This window comes from Micromonospora sp. CNZ299 (assembly GCF_002754415.1).
In genome coordinates, this window is record NZ_PEFG01000001.1 from 256,453 (window position 1) to 273,723 (window position 17,271).

The 17,271-nt window shown below is 71.9% G+C and carries 17 protein-coding genes; 7 read left to right on the plus strand and 10 right to left on the minus strand.

Features of this window, described 5'->3' with window-relative positions:
- Positions 1-27: 27 nt before the first annotated feature.
- Together fabG and CLT68_RS01230 are read right to left on the minus strand one after the other, a co-directional pair.
- A complete protein-coding gene (gene fabG, locus CLT68_RS01225) occupies positions 28-786 on the minus strand; it encodes a 3-oxoacyl-ACP reductase FabG (RefSeq protein ID WP_099848258.1) in 759 nt (252 codons plus the stop codon).
- 43 nt (positions 787-829) lie between these two features.
- Positions 830-2,482: an alpha-amylase family protein gene (locus tag CLT68_RS01230; protein ID WP_099848261.1), complete on the minus strand. Its 1,653-nt coding sequence runs from the start codon at positions 2,480-2,482 to the stop codon at positions 830-832.
- Positions 2,483-2,562: 80 nt separating this feature from the next.
- On the opposite strand from CLT68_RS01230, the gene CLT68_RS01235 reads away from it, so the two are divergent.
- Together CLT68_RS01235 and CLT68_RS01240 are read left to right on the plus strand one after the other, a co-directional pair.
- A complete protein-coding gene (locus CLT68_RS01235; protein WP_099848263.1) occupies positions 2,563-3,177 on the plus strand; it encodes a DUF1349 domain-containing protein in 615 nt (204 codons plus the stop codon).
- 69 nt (positions 3,178-3,246) lie between these two features.
- On the plus strand, positions 3,247-3,918 hold the full coding sequence (locus tag CLT68_RS01240) for a DedA family protein (RefSeq protein ID WP_099848265.1): 672 nt from the start codon (positions 3,247-3,249) through the stop codon (positions 3,916-3,918).
- A gap of 51 nt (positions 3,919-3,969) precedes the next feature.
- Here CLT68_RS01240 and CLT68_RS01245 read toward each other — a convergent pair whose 3' ends face one another.
- The 3 genes from CLT68_RS01245 to CLT68_RS01255 all read right to left on the minus strand — a co-directional run bounded on the left by CLT68_RS01245 (position 3,970) and on the right by CLT68_RS01255 (position 6,575).
- Positions 3,970-5,355, minus strand: coding sequence for a cellulose binding domain-containing protein (locus CLT68_RS01245; protein WP_099848267.1), 1,386 nt, complete (start codon positions 5,353-5,355; stop codon positions 3,970-3,972).
- Positions 5,356-5,420: 65 nt separating this feature from the next.
- The gene (locus tag CLT68_RS01250; RefSeq protein ID WP_099848269.1) at positions 5,421-6,179 is read right to left on the minus strand and encodes a YidC/Oxa1 family membrane protein insertase; all 759 of its coding nucleotides are present in this window, start codon (positions 6,177-6,179) and stop codon (positions 5,421-5,423) included.
- Positions 6,180-6,281: 102 nt separating this feature from the next.
- Positions 6,282-6,575, minus strand: coding sequence for a DUF6412 domain-containing protein (locus tag CLT68_RS01255; RefSeq protein WP_231927131.1), 294 nt, complete (start codon positions 6,573-6,575; stop codon positions 6,282-6,284).
- Between the two features lie 172 nt (positions 6,576-6,747).
- Between CLT68_RS01255 and CLT68_RS01260 the strand changes: the two genes are divergently transcribed.
- From CLT68_RS01260 to CLT68_RS01270, 3 genes are read left to right on the plus strand one after another with little or no spacing between them, the layout of a single operon-like run.
- The gene (locus tag CLT68_RS01260) at positions 6,748-7,884 is read left to right on the plus strand and encodes a glutamate--cysteine ligase (protein WP_199176963.1); all 1,137 of its coding nucleotides are present in this window, start codon (positions 6,748-6,750) and stop codon (positions 7,882-7,884) included.
- 24 nt (positions 7,885-7,908) lie between these two features.
- Positions 7,909-9,288, plus strand: coding sequence for an FAD-dependent oxidoreductase (locus CLT68_RS01265; RefSeq protein ID WP_099848273.1), 1,380 nt, complete (start codon positions 7,909-7,911; stop codon positions 9,286-9,288).
- A gap of 27 nt (positions 9,289-9,315) precedes the next feature.
- The gene (locus CLT68_RS01270; RefSeq protein WP_486482046.1) at positions 9,316-10,335 is read left to right on the plus strand and encodes a LacI family DNA-binding transcriptional regulator; all 1,020 of its coding nucleotides are present in this window, start codon (positions 9,316-9,318) and stop codon (positions 10,333-10,335) included.
- Between the two features lie 111 nt (positions 10,336-10,446).
- Here CLT68_RS01270 and CLT68_RS01275 read toward each other — a convergent pair whose 3' ends face one another.
- The 4 genes from CLT68_RS01275 to CLT68_RS01290 all read right to left on the minus strand — a co-directional run bounded on the left by CLT68_RS01275 (position 10,447) and on the right by CLT68_RS01290 (position 14,171).
- Positions 10,447-11,400, minus strand: coding sequence for a carbohydrate kinase family protein (locus CLT68_RS01275; RefSeq protein WP_099848276.1), 954 nt, complete (start codon positions 11,398-11,400; stop codon positions 10,447-10,449).
- Positions 11,397-12,662, minus strand: a complete 1,266-nt coding sequence (locus CLT68_RS01280; RefSeq protein ID WP_099848278.1) for an AGE family epimerase/isomerase — start codon at positions 12,660-12,662, stop codon at positions 11,397-11,399. Before CLT68_RS01280 ends, CLT68_RS01275 begins: the two co-directional genes overlap by 4 nt.
- A gap of 235 nt (positions 12,663-12,897) precedes the next feature.
- Positions 12,898-13,323, minus strand: coding sequence for a nucleoside deaminase (locus CLT68_RS01285; RefSeq protein ID WP_099848280.1), 426 nt, complete (start codon positions 13,321-13,323; stop codon positions 12,898-12,900).
- Complete coding sequence (locus CLT68_RS01290; RefSeq protein WP_099848282.1) at positions 13,320-14,171, minus strand: TIGR03619 family F420-dependent LLM class oxidoreductase; 852 nt, start codon at positions 14,169-14,171, stop codon at positions 13,320-13,322. The genes CLT68_RS01285 and CLT68_RS01290 overlap by 4 nt, the downstream gene beginning before the upstream one ends.
- A gap of 76 nt (positions 14,172-14,247) precedes the next feature.
- Here CLT68_RS01290 and CLT68_RS01295 point away from each other — a divergent pair, with 76 nt between their 5' ends.
- Positions 14,248-15,114: an aminoglycoside phosphotransferase family protein gene (locus tag CLT68_RS01295; protein WP_099848284.1), complete on the plus strand. Its 867-nt coding sequence runs from the start codon at positions 14,248-14,250 to the stop codon at positions 15,112-15,114.
- Positions 15,115-15,175: 61 nt separating this feature from the next.
- Here CLT68_RS01295 and CLT68_RS01300 read toward each other — a convergent pair whose 3' ends face one another.
- Complete coding sequence (locus CLT68_RS01300; protein ID WP_099856673.1) at positions 15,176-15,985, minus strand: DNA-formamidopyrimidine glycosylase family protein; 810 nt, start codon at positions 15,983-15,985, stop codon at positions 15,176-15,178.
- Between the two features lie 234 nt (positions 15,986-16,219).
- Here CLT68_RS01300 and CLT68_RS01305 point away from each other — a divergent pair, with 234 nt between their 5' ends.
- Positions 16,220-17,092: a thrombospondin gene (locus tag CLT68_RS01305; protein ID WP_486482047.1), complete on the plus strand. Its 873-nt coding sequence runs from the start codon at positions 16,220-16,222 to the stop codon at positions 17,090-17,092.
- Positions 17,093-17,271 lie beyond the last annotated feature (179 nt).

Here is a 17,271-nt window from a genome sequence, read left to right on the forward strand (position 1 = left end):
AAGGAACGCCCTCGTCGGAAGAGCCTGTCAGTCCCGTGGGCCGCCGGCGACGTAGATGACCTGGCCGGAGACGAAACCGGCACCCTCGCTCGCCAGGAACGAGATGGTGTGCGCGACGTCCTCCGGCCGCCCCGGCCGACGGACCGGGATCTCGGCCGCGGCGTGCTTCTGGAAGTCGTCGAAGTCGACCTTCATGCGGGCGGCGGTGGCAGCGGTCATGTCGGTGACGATGAAGCCGGGCGCGACCGCGTTGACGGTCACCCCGAACGGCCCCAACTCGATGGCGAGCGTCTTGGTGAAGCCCTGGAGGCCGGCCTTGGCGGCGGCGTAGTTCGCCTGGCCCCGGTTGCCCAGCGCGGAGGTGCTGGAGAGGTTGACGATCCGCCCCCACTTGCGGTCCACCATGTGCTTCTGCGCGGCCTGGCTGAACAGGAACGCACCCCGCAGGTGCACGCCCATCACCGTGTCCCAGTCGGCGTTGGTCATCTTGAACAGCAGGTTGTCGCGCAGCACGCCAGCGTTGTTGACCAGGACGGTGGGCACGCCCAGCTCGGCGGCGACACGGGCCACCGCCGCCTCGACCTGATCGCGGTCGGAGACGTCGGCGCCCACACCGAGCGCCCGGCCACCGTCGGCGGCGATGGCGTCCACCGTCTCCTTGGTGGCCGACTCCTCGATGTCGACCACGGCGACGGCCATCCCGTCGGCGGCCAGCCGCCGGGCGGTGGCCGCACCGATACCGCGTGCGGCTCCGGTGACGATGGCGACGCGGGGCTCCTCCGACATGATTACCTCCCAGTAACGTGCGGTCGATCGGAGGAGCTTAACGTCAACAGGCCGACCCTCGGCATAGGCGAATCCACCGGTATCCGTACCCGGAGACCTTCACCGCGCCGAGCTTGCCCAGCTCGCCGTAACCGCGGTCGGTGAGCACGTCGATCGGGAGGTCGGCCTCCGGTTCCAGGCTGCTCAGGTCCACCTCGACGTCGTCGGTGCCGAGGTTGTGCACGAAGACCATGGTCCCGGTCGGCCCGTCCGCCCGGTGCGCGAGCACTCCGGCCGGCATGGCCACGTCGATGTGGGTGGTGGAGCCGGAGCCGATCTCCGGAGCCTCCCGCAGCGTACGGATCATGCGCTCGAACCAGGCGAGCAGCGACTTGGCGTCGCTCCGCTGGGCGGTGACATTGACGTTCTGGTAGCCGAACTCACCCTTGTCGATCACCGGGCGGACCAGCTTCTCCGGGTCCGCCGTGGAGAAGCCGGCGTTCGGCTGGAACGACCACTGCATGGGGGTACGGATCGCCTCCCGGCCGGGCAGCGACAGGTCCTCGCCCATCCCGATCTCCTCGCCGTAGCGCAGCACCGGGGTGCCGCGCATGGAGAACTGGAGGGCGTACGCCAGTTCGAGGCGACGACGGTCGTTGCCGAGCATCGGGGCGAGCCGGCGACGGATGCCCCGGTCGTAGATGCGCATGTTCTCGTCCGGGCCGAACTGCTCGTACACCTGGTTGCGTTGTTCGGTGGTCAGCCGGGACAGGTCGATCTCGTCGTGGTTGCGCAGGAAGGTGGCCCACTGCCCGCCGACCGGCAGCTTCGGGGTGTCGTGCAACGCGTCGATCAGCGGCTCCGGGTCCTGCCGGGCCAGGGCGAGCATGAGCCGACCGTTGAGCATGAAGTCGAAGAGCATGTGGATCCGGTTGCCGGAGCCGCTGCCGTCGCCGAAGAAGGTCGGCAGCTCGTTGGGCTCGACGTTCGCCTCGGCCAGCAGGACGGCGTCGCCGCGCCGCCACTGCACGTGCTGGCGCATCTCGGTGAGGAACTCGAAGTCCTTCGGCGAGTTCGGGTTGCCCGGCTCGGTCAGCTCGATGATGAACGGCACCGCGTCCATCCGGAAGCCGGAGACGCCGAGCTGGAGCCAGAACGACATGATCTTCTTGACCTCGGCCCGGACTTCCGGGTTGGCGAAGTTGAGGTCCGGCTGGAACTTGTAGAACCGGTGGTAGAACCAGGCCTTGGCGGTGCGGTCGTAGCTCCAGGTCTCCTTCTGCTCGCCGGGGAAGACCATGCCCTGGTGCCGGTCGTCCGGCTCGGTGTCGGACCAGACGAACCAGTCCCGGTACGGCGAGTCCGGCGAGGAGCGGGCGGACTGGAACCACGGGTGCTCGTCGGAGGTGTGGTTGACCACCAGGTCGATGATCACGCGGATGCCGCGGTTCTGTGCCTGGTGCAGCAGCTCGGCGAAGTCGCCCAGCGTGCCGAAGCGCGGGTCGACGTTGTAGAAGTCGGTGACGTCGTAACCGTCGTCACGGTTGGGCGACGGGTGGATCGGGTGCAGCCACAGGCAGGTCACCCCGAGCCGGGCCAGGTAGTCCAGCCTCCCGATCAGCCCACGAATGTCACCGACGCCGTCGCCGTTGGAGTCGGCGTACGTGTCGATGTCGAGGCAGTAGACGACGGCTTCGGAATACCAACGGTCACCCATGCCGGAGGAACATCTCCGTTCGATCACCGCGGCAAACCAGCCCGGCGGGCCGCACCTCGTGGTGGGCTACCGTGCCGGTCATGGAGATCGACCTCGTACCGCCGAGCGAACTGATGGACTGGTCGCGGGGCAGCTGGCTGCACCCGCCGGTGCGCGTCGAGGAGGGCCCGGCCGGTGAGCTGGTCGTCGAACCGGCCGCGGAGAGCGACTTCTGGCGGCGGACCAGCTACGGCTTTGTCCACGACGACGGCCCTGCGCTGCTGGCACCGCTGCCCGTCGGCGCGGCCATGGAGGTGAGCTTCCGGCTCGACTTCTCGGCACAGTTCGACCAGGCCGGTGTGCTCGTCCGCGTCGACGAACGGACGTGGACCAAGGCCGGTGTCGAGATGAGTGACGGCGAGTCGCAGCTCGGCGCGGTGGTGACCCGGGAGTTCTCCGACTGGTCGGTGGCGCCGGTGCCGCAGTGGACGGGCCGGGAGGTGACAGTGCGGGCCAGTCGGGCCGGCGACGCGCTGACCGTCCGCGCCCGGGTCGACGAGGAGCCGTGGCGACTGGTCCGGCTCACCCCGCTGGACCCGGCGGCCGAGGCGCTGGCCGGGCCGTTCTGCTGCGCGCCGTCCCGCGCCGGCCTGACCGTGGTGTTCACCGGGTGGCGGCAGGGGCCGGCGGACACCGCGCTGCACCCGGAGCACTGAGCGCAGGTGTAGCGCGGGCCCTGCTGGGTATGACCCTCCGATCCCCCGAAGCCGACCGGAAGGACGACCATGGCGTACGCCCAGAGTGGCGACCCGTCCGAGTTCACCGGGCTGACCGGTTGGGTGGCCTCGGTGATCGAGGCGATGGGGCCGGTGGGCGTGGCGCTGCTGGTGGCGTTGGAGAGCATCGTCCCGCCGATTCCCAGCGAGATCGTGTTGGCGCTCGCCGGCTTCCTGGCCCACGAGGGCCAGTTCAACGTCTTCCTCGTGGTGCTGGCCGCGACGGTCGGCTCCCTGGTCGGCGCGTTGGTGCTCTACTGGCTCGGCGCGGCGCTCGGCGAGGAACGGCTGAAGCGCTGGCTGGACCGCATCCCGTTGGTGGACCGCGACGACCTGGAGAAGGCCGACCGCTGGTTCGAGCGGCACGGCCGGTGGGCGGTGCTGATCGGCCGGGTGGTGCCGGTGGTCCGCAGCCTGGTCTCCGTGCCGGCCGGGGCCAACCGGATGCCGCTGGGCGAGTTCATCCTGCTCACCACCATCGGCAGCGGGGTGTGGAACGGTCTCATCGTCGGGGCCGGCTACGCGCTGGGGAGCCGTTGGCAGGACGTCGAGCGCTACAGCGACTGGTTCAACTACGCGATCGTCGCGGTCTTCGTCGTCATGGTGGTGATGTGGGCGATCCGTAAGGTCCGCCGCCGCCGGGAGCGCGACGACCGGCGGTCGGTGACCGCCGGTCGTTGATCCGCGTTATCGCTCACCGCCGGCGTCCTGGCCGGACGCCGGCGAGCATGGTCAGGGCAGGGTGTCCAGGTGCGGCCCCACCGCGTTGGCGAAGCCGTTGCCGTTGCTGACGTCCCAGTTCACTGACCAGGTCATCGCGCCCCGGATGCCGGGGTAGGTGCGCGGCGGCCGGAAGCTGCCGCAGTTGGTGCCCCGGGTCAGGCAGTCCAGGGCGGCGTTGACCACGCTGGGCGCGACGATGCCGCCGCCGGCCGCCCCCGGCCCCGCCGGCAGACCGAGACCGACCTGGTCGGGGCGCAGCCCCGCTTCCAACTGGATGCAGGCCAGCGCGACGATGAAGTTCACTGTGCCCTGCCCGTAGGCGGCGTTCTGGTCGCAGCCGAGCATCGCCCCCGAGTTGTAGAACTGGGTGTTGACGACGGTGAGGATGTCCTTGATGTCGAGCGCCAGTTTGAAGTAGCCGCCGGCCGGGTTCTGCATGTCGATGGTCTGCGGTGCCATCGCGATGATCAGGCTCGACCCGACCTTGGCCCGCAGCGCGCGCAGCGCCTGCGCCATGTACGTCGGGTTGAGCCCGTTCTCCAGGTCGATGTCGATCCCGTCGAAGCCGTAGCGGGCGATCAGCGCGGCGGCCGTGTCGGCGAACGCGGCGGCCGAGGCCGCGTTGTTGACGGTGACCCGGCCGGTCTCGCCGCCGACCGAGAGGATCACCCGCTTGCCCCGGCTGTGCAGGGTACGCACGTCGGCGGTGAAGTCCGCTTCGGTGTAGCCGCCGAGCGCGGCGGCCAGGCCGGGGTCGATGCCGAAGGTGAGCGCGCCGGGCGTCGCGGTTGCCTCGGCGAAGGCGACCGCGACCAGGTCGTACTCGTTGGGCACGTCGCGCAGCCGCAGCTCGACGGCGGGGTTGTCGAAGTTGTGCCAGTAACCGGTGAGCAGGTGCTTCGGCAGGTCACCGGTGGGCGGGTCGGTCGGCGGCGGGGTCGTCGGGGGTGGAGTGGTGGGCGGTGGGGTGGTGGGCGGCGGCGTGGTGGGCGGGGTGCCGCCACCGCAGGCCGCGCCGTTGAGCTGGCATCCGCTCGGCGAGCCGGAGCCGCTGGCCAGGAAGCCGAAGGAGACCGAGGCGCCCGGGGCGATGGTGCCGTTCCAGGACCGGTTGATGAAGGTGTGCCGTTGGCCGGCGGAGGTGAGCAACGCGTCCCAGTAGCTGCCGAGGGTGGTGCCGGACGGCAGGTCGAAGGTGAGGCTCCAGCCGTTGATGGCCGAGCTGCCGCCGTTGGTGATGGTGTACTTCCCCTCCCACCCGGAGCCCCAGTCGGCGGTCTTGACGAAGCTGGCGGTCGGTCCGGCGGCGAACGCCGGCAGCGCCACCCCGGCCGCGCCGAGCGTCGCGGCGAGCGCGGTGACCAGGGACAGGACTAGGGATCTGGCAGGCTTCATGCGACCCTCCGCGCCCGGGAACGGGCATCCATGGACGTCAACGTCAACGCTAATTATTAAGACGGTTAACTGTTTCTGTCCAGGGCCTGCGACGGTGGGATCGCCTGGGGTCGGCGCAGCACCGCCTGCTCGACCGCCGACCACACACTCGTGGTGACCAGGTAGATCACCGCGGCGAGCGGCAGCACCAGCGCCACCAGCACCGTCGTGAACGGCAGCAGAGGCAGCAGCCGCCCGAGCACAGCCGCCCCCGGCCCCTCGGTGGGCGTACCGGCCACCGTCCCGACCGCCGCCGACGCCCGCCGCGCCCGCCGCGACGACCACCACGCGACCGCCAGCAGCACCGCCAGCAGGATGGCGAAGAGCGGGCCGGCCGCCCCGCCCAACCCGTCGCTGAGATGGTGACCCAGCGGCACCCCGGCGAGCCGCTCGTCGAGCAGCCCGGTGCCACCCTCGCTCGTGGTGAACAGCCGGTACAGGACCAGCAGGAAGGGAGCCTGGAGCAGCAACGGCAGGCAGCCTGCGATCGGGTTCGCCCCAGCCTCCCGGTACAACGCGAACACCTCGCGCTGAAGCGCCGCCGGGTCGTCCGCGTACCGCTGCTGTAGATCACGCACCTGTGGGGCGAGCGCCGCGCGGCGCCGCTCGCCGCGGACCTGCGCGACGGTGAGCGGCGAGATCAGCAGTCGGACGGCGACGGTGAAGAGCACGATGGCGGCGGCGGTCGCCATCCCGCCGGCCAGTGGTTCGAGCAGGTCGGTGAGCCAGGACAGTGCCGTGCCGGCAGCGCCGACAACGTCGTGCAGTGGTGCGAAGGCAAGCATGGAAAACCCCTCGGTCCGATTCCGGTGGGGCCCTCCCCCGGGCGGTGTCCGCTCGACAGGGGGGACCGGTGACGGCGGGATCGGCCGCGCGGCGGAGTGGCGCTACGCGGCCGAGGGGTGTCCGGGAGCACGGGGACGAGGTCGGCCGGCGGCGTCCGGGTCGATCTGCCGGGGCACCCGTCGACCACGGGAACGGGCCCGCAACCCGGCCCACCGGGGGCCGGCGCCAGGCGTACCCGCGCGGTCGTGCACCCGAGCCGCCAGCACCACGGCGAGCAGCACCAGGGCGGTCAGCGCGGCGCCCGCGAGCAGGTCGGCCGGCCGGCCCGCGAGCAGGGTGAGCTGGGCGAACGCGTACAGCCACGCGAACCCGACGAAACCCAGCGGCACCGGCACGGGCTCAGCATAGGACGCGGTGTCACGCCGTCCGGGCGAATCGCGACCCCGGGTGCCGGCACGCCGAGGACGACGCGCCACCGCCACGTTTCCCGGCATCACCACGTTGGGTAACCAGACGACGGACCGACGCGGATGGGCCGCGATTCGGCAGAAACGGGCGGTGGTGTCGATGACCGGTCAGGTGGCGGAGGCGCTCAGCGAAGAGGCTGCGGCGACCGGATTGCTCACCGTGGGTGTCGAGGAGGAGTTCCTGCTCGTCGACCCGCACACCGGAGCTGCGGTCCCGGCCGTCGATCTGGTCATGGAACAGGTGCCGGCCGAGCTGCGCGGGCAGGTGGAACGGGAGTTCCAGACCAGTCAGATCGAGATCGGCAGCCCGCCCGGCCTGGAGCTCTCGTCGATCCGGCACTCCCTCGGCGTACTGCGTCGGGCGCTCGCCGAAGCCGCCGAGCGGGCCGGCGTGACAGTGCTCGCCATCGGCACCGGCCCGGTGGACGGCCCGGTGCCGCCGGTGGTGGACAAGCCCCGCTTCGACCGGATGATCGAGCGGTTCCGACTGCTCGTCCCAGGCCCCGGCAACAACGGCATGCACGTGCACGTGGGCGTGCCCGACCCGGACACCGGCGTGCAGGTGCTCAACCACGTACGACCGTGGCTGCCGATGCTGCACGCGATCACCACCAACTCCCCGTTCGCCCGTGGCGAGGACACCGGCTACGCCAGCTGGCGATCCGTGGAGTGGGAGCGCTGGCCGTCGGTCGCGCCGACGCCGCTGCTGGAGTCGCACGAGCACTACCAGCGGCTGATCCGCCAGTTGATCTCCAGTGGGGTGATGCTCGACGAGGGGATGCTCTACTGGTACGCCCGGCTGTCGGCGAAGTATCCGACGGTGGAGCTGCGGATCGGCGACGTCTGCCCGTCGGTGGACGACGCGGTGCTGGTCGCCGCGCTGGTCCGGGCCCTGGTGGCCACCGCCATGGCGGATGTCGAGGCCGACCGCCCGGCGTTGCAGACCGACCACCACCTGCTGGTCGGCGCCCACTGGCGAGCGGCCCACGACGGCCTGGAAGGCGAGGCCGTCGACGTCACCACCGGTGAGCTGCGCCCGGCCTGGGAGCTGTTGGACCGGTTCGTCGAGCGGATGCGACCGGCGCTGGAGCAGCATGGCGACTGGGCCGAGGTGACCGATCTGCTGGGTGGGCTGCGCCGGCACGGCACCGGGGCCGCACGGCAACGCGCGGTGTACGAGCGCACCGGACGACTCACCGACGTGGTGCAGGACGTCGCACGGCAGACCCGTGGCTGAACACCGTCGTGACAGGATGAGCCTGTGGCGCAACGCCTGATCGTCATCGGCGGGGACGCCGCCGGAATGTCGGCGGCGTCCCAGGCCCGACGCCGCCGCGACCGCGACGACCTGGAGATCGTGGTCTTCGAGCGGGGCCATTTCACCTCCTACTCGGCGTGCGGCATCCCGTACTGGATCAGTGGCCTGGTGCCGGGCCCGGACGCGTTGATCGCCAGGGATCCGCAGACGTTTCGCACCGAGTACGCGATGGACGTCCGGATGCGCCACGAGGTCACGAGCATCGACCTGGAACGCCGCGAGGTGGTGGCCCGGGATCTGGAGGGCGGCGGAGAGGTCCGCGAGCGCTTCGACGACCTGATGTACGCCACCGGCGCGGTGCCGGTCAAGCCGCCGTGGGCGGTCACCGACGCGGGTGGCGTGTTCGGCATGCAGACCCTCGACGACGGGGCGGCGCTGCGCGAGTGGTTGGACTCCGAGCCGAAGCCGCGCCGGGCCGTGGTGGTCGGCGGCGGCTACATCGGCGTCGAGATCGCCGAGGCGCTGATCCAGCGCGGCCTCTCGGTGACCCTTGTCGAGGCGGGCGACCAGCCGATGGCGACGGTGGACGGCGACATGGGCGAGTTGGTGGCCGAGGCCATGCGCGGCCTCGGCATCACGATCCGGACCGGCCTGCCGGTGACCGGCCTGGAGCAGCGGGACGGCCGGGTGTCCGCGGTGGTCACGGCCGAGGGGCCGATGCCGACCGACGTCGTGGTCCTGGGCCTCGGCGTACGCCCCAACGCCGCGCTCGCCGAGGCTGCCGGGCTGCCGATCGGGCCGACCGGTGGGGTCCGGGTGGACCGCCGGATGCGCGTGCCGGGGCTGCCCGGGATCTGGGCTGCCGGTGACTGCGTGGAGACCCTGCACCGGGTCAGCGGAATGCCGGTACACGTGCCGCTGGGCACGCATGCCAACAAGCAGGGCCGGGTTGCGGGGATCAACATCGGCGGCGGGTACGCCACGTTCGCCGGCGTGATCGGCACGGCGGTGACCAAGGTCTGTGACCTGGAGGTGGGTCGGACGGGCCTGCGCGAGGGCGAGGCCAGGACGGCCGGCTTCGACTTCGTCTCGGTGATCGCCGAGTCGACAAACCGGGCCGGCTACTACCCCGGTTCCCGGCCGATGACGGTGAAGCTGCTCGCCGAGCGTCCCAGCGGCCGGTTGCTCGGCGCGCAGATCGTCGGCTGGTCCGAGGCGGCCAAACGGATCGACACGCTGGCCGTGGCACTCTGGAACGGCATGACGGTGGACGATATGACGTCACTGGACCTGGGCTACGCTCCGCCGTACGCGCCGGTGTGGGACCCGGTGCTCATCGCCGCCCGAAAAGCGGTCGATGCGCTCGCCGCGCTCGCCCGCTGACCCGCGTCCGCCGTGGAGGACCACCCCGTGACCCAGACCCCGACCCGGCCGACAGCGCGTCGACGCCCCACGATGGTCGACGTGGCCCGACGCGCAGACGTCAGCCTGAAGACGGTCTCCCGGGTGGTCAACGACGAGCCGGTGGGGCAGGAACTGGTCAACCGGGTGCTGGCCGCCATCGCCGAGCTGGGCTTCCGGCGCAACGACATCGCCCGCAACCTGCGCTCCCGGCAGCTCAACGCCACCGTCGGGTTGCTCATCGAGGAGATCGCCAACCCGTTCTACGCGACCATCGCCAGCGTCGCCGCCGAGATTGCCGCTGCCCACGGCACCATGCTGATCACCGCCTCGTCGGAGGAGGACCCGGAGCGGGAACGCGCCCTGCTCCAGGACTTCACCCAGCGCCGGGTCGACGGGCTGCTGGTGGTGCCGGCGGGCCTCGACCACTCGTTCCTGCGTCGTGAGGTCGAGCTGGGGATGCCGGTGGTGTTCCTGGACCGGCCGCCGCAGGGGCTGCACGCCGACGCCGTGCTGTTGGACAACCGGGGCGGCAGCCATGCCGGGGTGGGCGCGCTGCTCGACGCGGGGCATCGCCGGGTGGGCCTCCTGCTGGGCGCGCCGAGCGTACCCACGATGCGCGAGCGGCTGGTCGGGGCGCGCGCGGCGCTGGAGGCGGCCGGGGTCGAGCCGGACGAGTCGCTGGTCCGCGAGAGGCTCATCGCTCCCGAGGAGGCCGGTCGGGCGGTCGGCGCGCTTCTCGACCTGGCGGACCCGCCCACCGCGTTCTTCTGCGCCAACAACCGGCTCACCGTCGGCGCGCTCCAGGAGCTGCACCGCCGCGGCAGTGACGCCGCGCTGGTCGGTTTCGACGACTTCGAACTGGCGCACCTGATGCCCCGGCCGCTGACCGTCGTCGGGTACGACACCCGGGAGCTGGCGAGGGTAGCCACCGAGCGGCTGTTCCAACGCATAGCCGGCGACGACTCCGCACCGACGACCACAGTGCTCCCCACGAGGCTCCTACCCCGCGGCCTGACCCGCCCCTGATCCCTCCCTCCCCCTCCTCGGGGGCCGATCATGGAGTTGTGGTGCCGGACGTATGCCGCGAAGTGCGGTCAAACGCCCACCACAAGCCCATGATCGACCGGCAGAGAGGGTTTAGCTCGCGGCCGTCAGGAGGGTTTCGACCTCGGCGCGGCTGGGCGGGTCTGCGCCTCGGCGTCCGCAGGTCAACGCGGCGACCGTGGCGGCCTGCCGGAGCACCGCAGCCCACTGCGGCGCGGTCACCGCGGTGAGCCGGTCGGCCGGCCGGTCGCCGAGTGCGTCGAGGTCGGCCAACGCGGCGAGCAGACCGCCGGTGAACGAGTCGCCGGCGCCTACCGTGTCGACCACCGTGGTGCGTACCGCCGGTTGTTCGTGCAGCGTGCCGTCCGGGGCGAGCAGCCAGGCGCCCTCACCGCCCCGGGTCACGACCGCACAGCACACCCTGGCCGCATGCCACTCCGCCATCACGTCGGCCACCGACCGGTCCGGGTAGAGCCAGGCCAGGTCCTCGTCGCTGGCCTTGACCAGGTGCGCGAGGGGCACCTGCCGGCGTACCCGCTCCTGCTCGGCGGCCCGGTCCGTGACGATGCTCGGACGCAGGTTGAGGTCGATCGAGAGGGTGAGCGCGTCCCGGTGACGTTCGAAGGCGAGCAGGTCCTCCAGCACCTGCGCCCCGGGGGTCAGCGCGAGCGCGAGCGACCCGGTGTGCAGGGCGGTCGCCGGGGAACCGGCCAGCTCGGGCAGCTCCTGCGGCGTCCACTGCCAGTCCGCCGCGCCGGCCAGCCGGAACTCGTAACTGGCCTGCCCGCTGGCGTCCAACGTGGCCACTGCCACCGACGTGGGCTCCTCGGCGCGGACCGCCCACCCCAGGTCCACCCGGTTGGCCCGCAGGTGCTCGGCGACCTGCCGGCCGTACTCGTCGGTGCCGAGCCGGGCCAGCAGTCGTACCGGCTGGTCGAGGCGCGCCAGGGTGACCGCCACGTTCGCCGGGGAGCCCCCCGGCACGGCCCGCTGGCCGTCGGCGGTGACCACCAGGTCGATCAGTGCCTCACCCGCGACCACGATCACGCGGGCACCTCGCCCGGTGCGAGCGGGCCGGCGCCGCCGAGCCCGTCGGGCGCGCGGGACAGCAGCACCGCCTGGTACGCGTGGTAGACGTCCGGCCGGCCGTGCCAGACCGTGTCGGAGGGCAGGTTCTGTGCATCCAGCTCGTGCCGCCACCCGATGCCGTCGATCAGGGTGCGCCGGGCGTACGCCCAGAAGACCCGGTACCAGTCGGCGTAGACCGCGTCCCCGGTGCGCCGGTGCAGGGTGATGGCCGCGCCGACCGCCTCGGCGAGGACCCAGTGCATCCGGGAGCGGACCACCGGTTGGTCATCCCAGTCGATCGTGTAGACGAAGCCGTCGGCGCCGTCGACCGCCCAGCCCCGTCGAACGGAGGCGGCAAACAGGGCACGGGCGTCGGCGAGCAGCCACCGAGGAGGCTGCGGAAGGACAGCCTCCAGCTCAAGCAGCAGCCGGGCCCATTCCAGCCAGTGGCCGATTGTGGAGCCGTACGGGCGGAACGGGTCCGCGGGCTGGTCCCGGTTGTAGTCCGGCAGCGGCGTCCAGTCGGCGGTGAAGTGCTCGGGCAGCCGCCAGTCGTGCCGGGCGGCCTCGCCGTGCACCAGGTGGGAGGCGATCCGCAGGGCCCGGCCGGCCCAGCTCGCGTCGCCGGTGGCGGCGGTGGCGGCGAGGAACGCCTCGACCATGTGCATGCTGCTGTTGGCGCCGCGGTAGTCCTCGGTGACCGTCCAGTCCCGGTTCCACGATTCGCGGACCGCGCCGGCGTCGTCGTCCCAGAACCGGTCCCGCACCACACTCAGCACGTCGGCGAGCAACCGCTCCGCGCCCGGCCGGCCGGCCCGCGCGGCGCTGGACGCGGCGAGCAGCACGAACGCGTGGTCGTAGCCGGCCTTCCGATCGTCGACAGGTGCCCCCTGCTGGTCCACCGCGCTGAACCAACCGCCGTACCGATCGTCGCGCAGCAGGGTGCTGAGCGCGGCGATCCCGTGGTCGACGAGAGCGGCGGCGTCCGGGTCGCCGTGACGGTGGGCGAGGGCGGCCACGTGGGTCATCCGGCAGGTGATCCAGGTGAACACCGGCTCACCGCGGTCCGGGGTGCGGTCGTCGGTGAGCCACCAGAAGCCGCCCTCGGGCCGAACCGACCGGCCGGCCGTGTCGAGCAGTGTGCGGGCCTGATCGGCGAGGAACTCCTCCAGATCGGGCAGGTCGGGTGACCCGGCGGGAGCGGGGGTCTTTGCGGCGTCGGATCGGGGCAGGTCGGTCATCTCAGCTGGTCACCGTCGGGTAGGAAAGGGACATACGGCCAGGATCGGCGGGCGGACCGGGTCCGCGCCGGAAAACCGCCAACGGGACACCCCGAGCTGCGGGTGCGATCGGGAGTCATCATGCGTACGATTCCCCCCTTTTGCCCGTTGACATCGTTGTCACCTGCCAACCCTGCTCCGGTGATCGGTCGACTGTCAATTCCGGTTGCGTCACACCGCTCCGGGCCGGATCTGGTCAGTAATAGTCGTCGATCGGCTGGCGCGCCTCGTCGAAGAGCGCCGGCCCCTCGTACCGAATCGGAGGCAGCGGCGGCGTGGCGGGCTTGACCTCCTCGAACTGCTCGCTGGACAGCGCGTACACCACGCGTCCGAGGCCGGAGCGGTCGATGGCGGTCGCGCACATCGGGCAGGGCTGGCAACTGGTGAACATGGTGGTGCCGGCAGCCTTCTCGGCGGGAAGCTCCCGAGCCGCCCAGCGGGCCAGCTTCAACTCCGGATGGGCGGTGATGTCCGCCTCGGAGACCACTGTGTTGTGGTCCTCGATCAGGACGACGCCCTCGGCATCGACCAGCAACGAGCCGAACGGCCGTTCGCCGGAAGCCCCCGCCTGACTGGCGAGTTCCACGGCGCGGCGGAGAAACTTTTCGTCGTCGGGTGTCATCGGCCCTCCTGGGATCTGTGATGTGCGGCCACGGCCGCCAGTGTCCGCCAGGCACGCTCGGGCTGGCGGATCTCGGTCAGGTCGCCGTTGAACGGGTCGAGCACCACCGCCTCGGCGCCGAGCAGTCGGATCTGGTCGATGTCGGCGGTGATCTGGTCGATGGTGCCGACACCGGCGAGCCGGTCCGGGGCGGTGACCGGCTCCCGGGTCTCCTGGAGTGCGATGCGCGGCACCAACGCGGGCACCGGGCGGCCCAGGTCAGCGGCGATGGTCTTCAGTCGTGCGGCGGCCTCGGCCAGCCGTCCGGGTGCCACCCGCAGCGGGTGCCACGCATCACCGAGCAGGACCGCGCGGCGCATGCCGGCTTCGCTGTTGCCACCGACCCAGATCGGGATCGCTCCCGAGTCGTAGTCGTCGGTGTTCTGCCAGGCGTCGCGCATGGCCCGCAGGTGGTCGTCGGTCAGCGCGCCGCGCCGCTGGAACGGCACGCCCAGCGCCTCGAACTCCTGCCGGGCCCAGCCGACGCCGACCCCGAGGACGAGCCGGCCGCCACTGAGCCGGTTGAGGTTCGCCGCCATCCGGGCCATGAGCAGCGGGTGCCGGTACGGGACGATGAGCACAGTGGTGCCCAACCGGACCCGGGAGGTCACCCCGGCCAGCCAGGACAGCGTGGTGAACGGCTCGTAGAACGGCGCCGGGTACTGCTCGGCCACGTCCGGGGTCACCACGATGTGATCGGAGACCATCAGCAGATCGAAGCCGAGACCCTCGACCGTCTGTGCCCACCGACGCAGCACGTCGGGGTCGGTGCCCGGGGCGAAGTTCGGTACGTTCACGCCGATCTGCACGGCCCTACGCTAGCCACTGTGGACCCGGCATGGGAACAGGCCACCAACGCAGGGGTGGACGGCCCAGGATGGTCGGATGGATCTCCCCGAGGGCCTCGACTGGGTCCGTACGACACCGGTGGGCCGGACCTGGCTCGGCACCCTCCCGACGTGGCTGGCGGAGTGCACCGAGCGGTGGTCGCTGCGACTCGGCCCGCCCTTCCGCTACGCCTACGCATCCCTGGCACTGCCCGCGGACCTGCCCGACGGCACGGCGGCGGTGCTCAAGCTCCAGTACCCGGACGAGGACAGCCGGCACGAGGCCGACGCCCTGGCCCAGTGGAACGGCGACGGGGCGATCCGGCTGCTCGCCCATGATCCGGAACGACGCGCCCTGCTGGTGGAACGCTGCCAGCCCGGCAGTCCGCTGCACGAGCTTCCGATGGACCGCGCGCTGGACGCGGTGACCGCCCTGCTGCCCCGGCTGTGGCGACCGGCCGGCGCGCCGTTCACCCCGTTGGCCGAGGAGGCCGCCGGCTGGATCGACCGGATGCCTGACAACTGGGAACGGGCCGGCCGGCCGTACGGGCGACGGCTGCTCGACACGGCACTCGACCTGCTCGCCGGGTTGGCGTCGAGTCAGGGCGAGCAGGTGCTGGTCAACCAGGACCTGCACGCCGGCAATGTGCTCGCCGCCGACCGGGAACCATGGCTGGCGATCGACCCGAAGCCGCTGACCGGCGAGCGGGAGTTCTCGGTCGTGCCGATGGTGCGCGGTCGGGAGTTGGGTCACTCGCCGACGGCCGTCCGGCACCGGTTGGACCGGCTCACCGCCGAGCTGGGGCTGGACCGCGAGCGGGCCCGGGGTTGGACGATCGGGCACACGTTGGCCTGGAGCATCGACGGTGCGGTCGTCTTTCCGCACCAGGTCGAGGTGGTCCGCTGGCTGCTCGACGCCGACTGAGGTTCGGCAGCGCCGCGAGTCGCCCGAAGGGCGGGGCGGTGCATGCGTCGGGGCGGGCGGCTCAGGCGGCCTGGCAGGTCCGGCACCAGTACAGGTTGCGGCCGGCCAGCTCGCCGCGGCTGACTTCGGTGCCGCAGACGTGGCAGGGCGCGCCGGGGCGGCGGTAGACGTACACCTCGCCACCGTGCCGGTCCACCCGCGCCGGCCGGCCCATCGCCTCCGGCAGGTGCGCGCCGCGCACGGTGTCGATGCGGCCGTGCTCGACCGCGAGTCGCATCAGCCCGGCCAGGTCGGCCCAGAGCGCGTCCCAGTTGGCCCGCGTGAGCCCTCGGCCGGGCATCGTCGGCGGCAGGCCGGCCCGGAACAACGCCTCGGTCACGAAGATCAGCCCGGTGCCGGCCACCACCGACTGGTCCAGCAGCAGCGCGGCGAGGGGCGTGGGGCTGCGCGAGATCCGGGCGTACGCCCGCTCCGGGTCGGCGTCGGCGCGCAGCGGGTCCGGTCCGAGGCGGTCCCGCAGTGCGGCCACCTCGGGTGGGGTGATCAGCTCGCAGGCAGTGGGTCCGCGCAGGTCGAGCCAGTGCCGATCGCTGGCGAGTCGCAGCCGCACCTGACCGACCGGCTCCGGCGGCTCCCCCGGGCCGTCGGTGAACTTGCCGTACAGCCCGAGGTGTACGTGCAGGGTCAGCTCACCGGCGTAGTGGTGCAGCAGGTGCTTGCCGTACGCCTCGGTGCTCTCCAGCACCGTCCCGGTGAGCCGGGCGGCGCCGTCGGCGAAGCGGCCCTGCGGGCTCGCGGCGTGCAGCTTGTCCCCGGCGAACAGCTCGGCGTGCCGGGCCGCCAGGCGATGGATCGTGTGTCCCTCTGGCACGGGTGCCAAGGATAGCCAGCCGCGCTGGCACGGCGGTCGACTCGGGTTTCTGAAAACCGGGGTGTCCAGGCGTGCAGGACACTGCGGCCTCCAGGAAACCGAGCCGATCAAGGCCGAGTGTCGAGCCCGTACCCAGGATTGGTGTCAGGAAACGCCCAGGTGGGTACTTCAGGGCGGTACCGCGTGGATGCCACCTACTCCGTCGGCCACCACGCATTCATCAGGAGGTGTGTAGTGGTCAGGATTCCTTCGCTGTCCCGCCGGTCCGAGCCGGCACCGACGCGGGACGAGAACCTCGACGGTCGCATCGACGACCGCGACACCCCGGTCGACAGCGGCCGGGACAGCGCAACCCAGACCGACGTGGACCAGCCCGGGGACGGCGAGCGCAGTCGCCCGGTGGTCACCGATCGGGACGCAGACCAGACGACGTACCGCAGCGCCGCCGCAACCGACGACCAGCCCGGCGATCAGGCCGGCGAGGCCGAGCGGCGGGCCGCCGCGCGGGCCGCGGTCGCCCGCGCCGCCACCGCCCGACCCGCGGAGAGCACAGCTTCCACCGCCCGTCCGGTGGAGACGGAGCCGCGCAGCGGCGCCGCCAGCCCGGTCGTGACCGAGCCCCGGCCCGGCACCGACCCGACCACGGGGCGCACGGCCGACCGGGACACCGACCTCGACGGCACGACCCGGCGACCCGACACGACGGACCGGGTCACCACCGACCGCCCGGTCGACCCGACCCCGGACACGACAGCGCCCGAGCCGCCGGTGACGCGCGGCCCGAAGCCGCGGGCCAGCCTGCTCGCCACCCTCGGCCTGATCGTCGCCGTGGCCGGTGCGATGTTCGTGCTGACCGGCACCCTGGCCGGGTACGGCATCGGGCTCGGCGCGTTCGGCGCGGTGCTCTCGGTGCTCGGCCTGATGGCCACCCGCCGCCGGCACGTCGCCGGCAAGACCGACGCGCTCTTCGGCGTGCTGATCGGGCTGGCCGCCGTGGTGATCGGGGTGCTGGCGATGACCGGCCAGTTCGACTGGCCGACCACCGACGGCGACTGGGTGCAGCGCTTCCGTGAGTGGCTTGACTCACAGTTTGTCGATCGTTTCTAGCGGGCACTGTTCCGCTCGCCGGTGATGCACCGGCGAAAAGCCGGCGGTTCGCCGGCAGCCCGAACACTCCGGTGGTTCACCGGCCGGGCGACACCCTTTCAGGGGCGGCGGTTCGCCGCCCCTGAAGTGTTTCCGGGGTCAGGCACGCCTGACACAACGAATCGCTCCCGGCAGTCGCT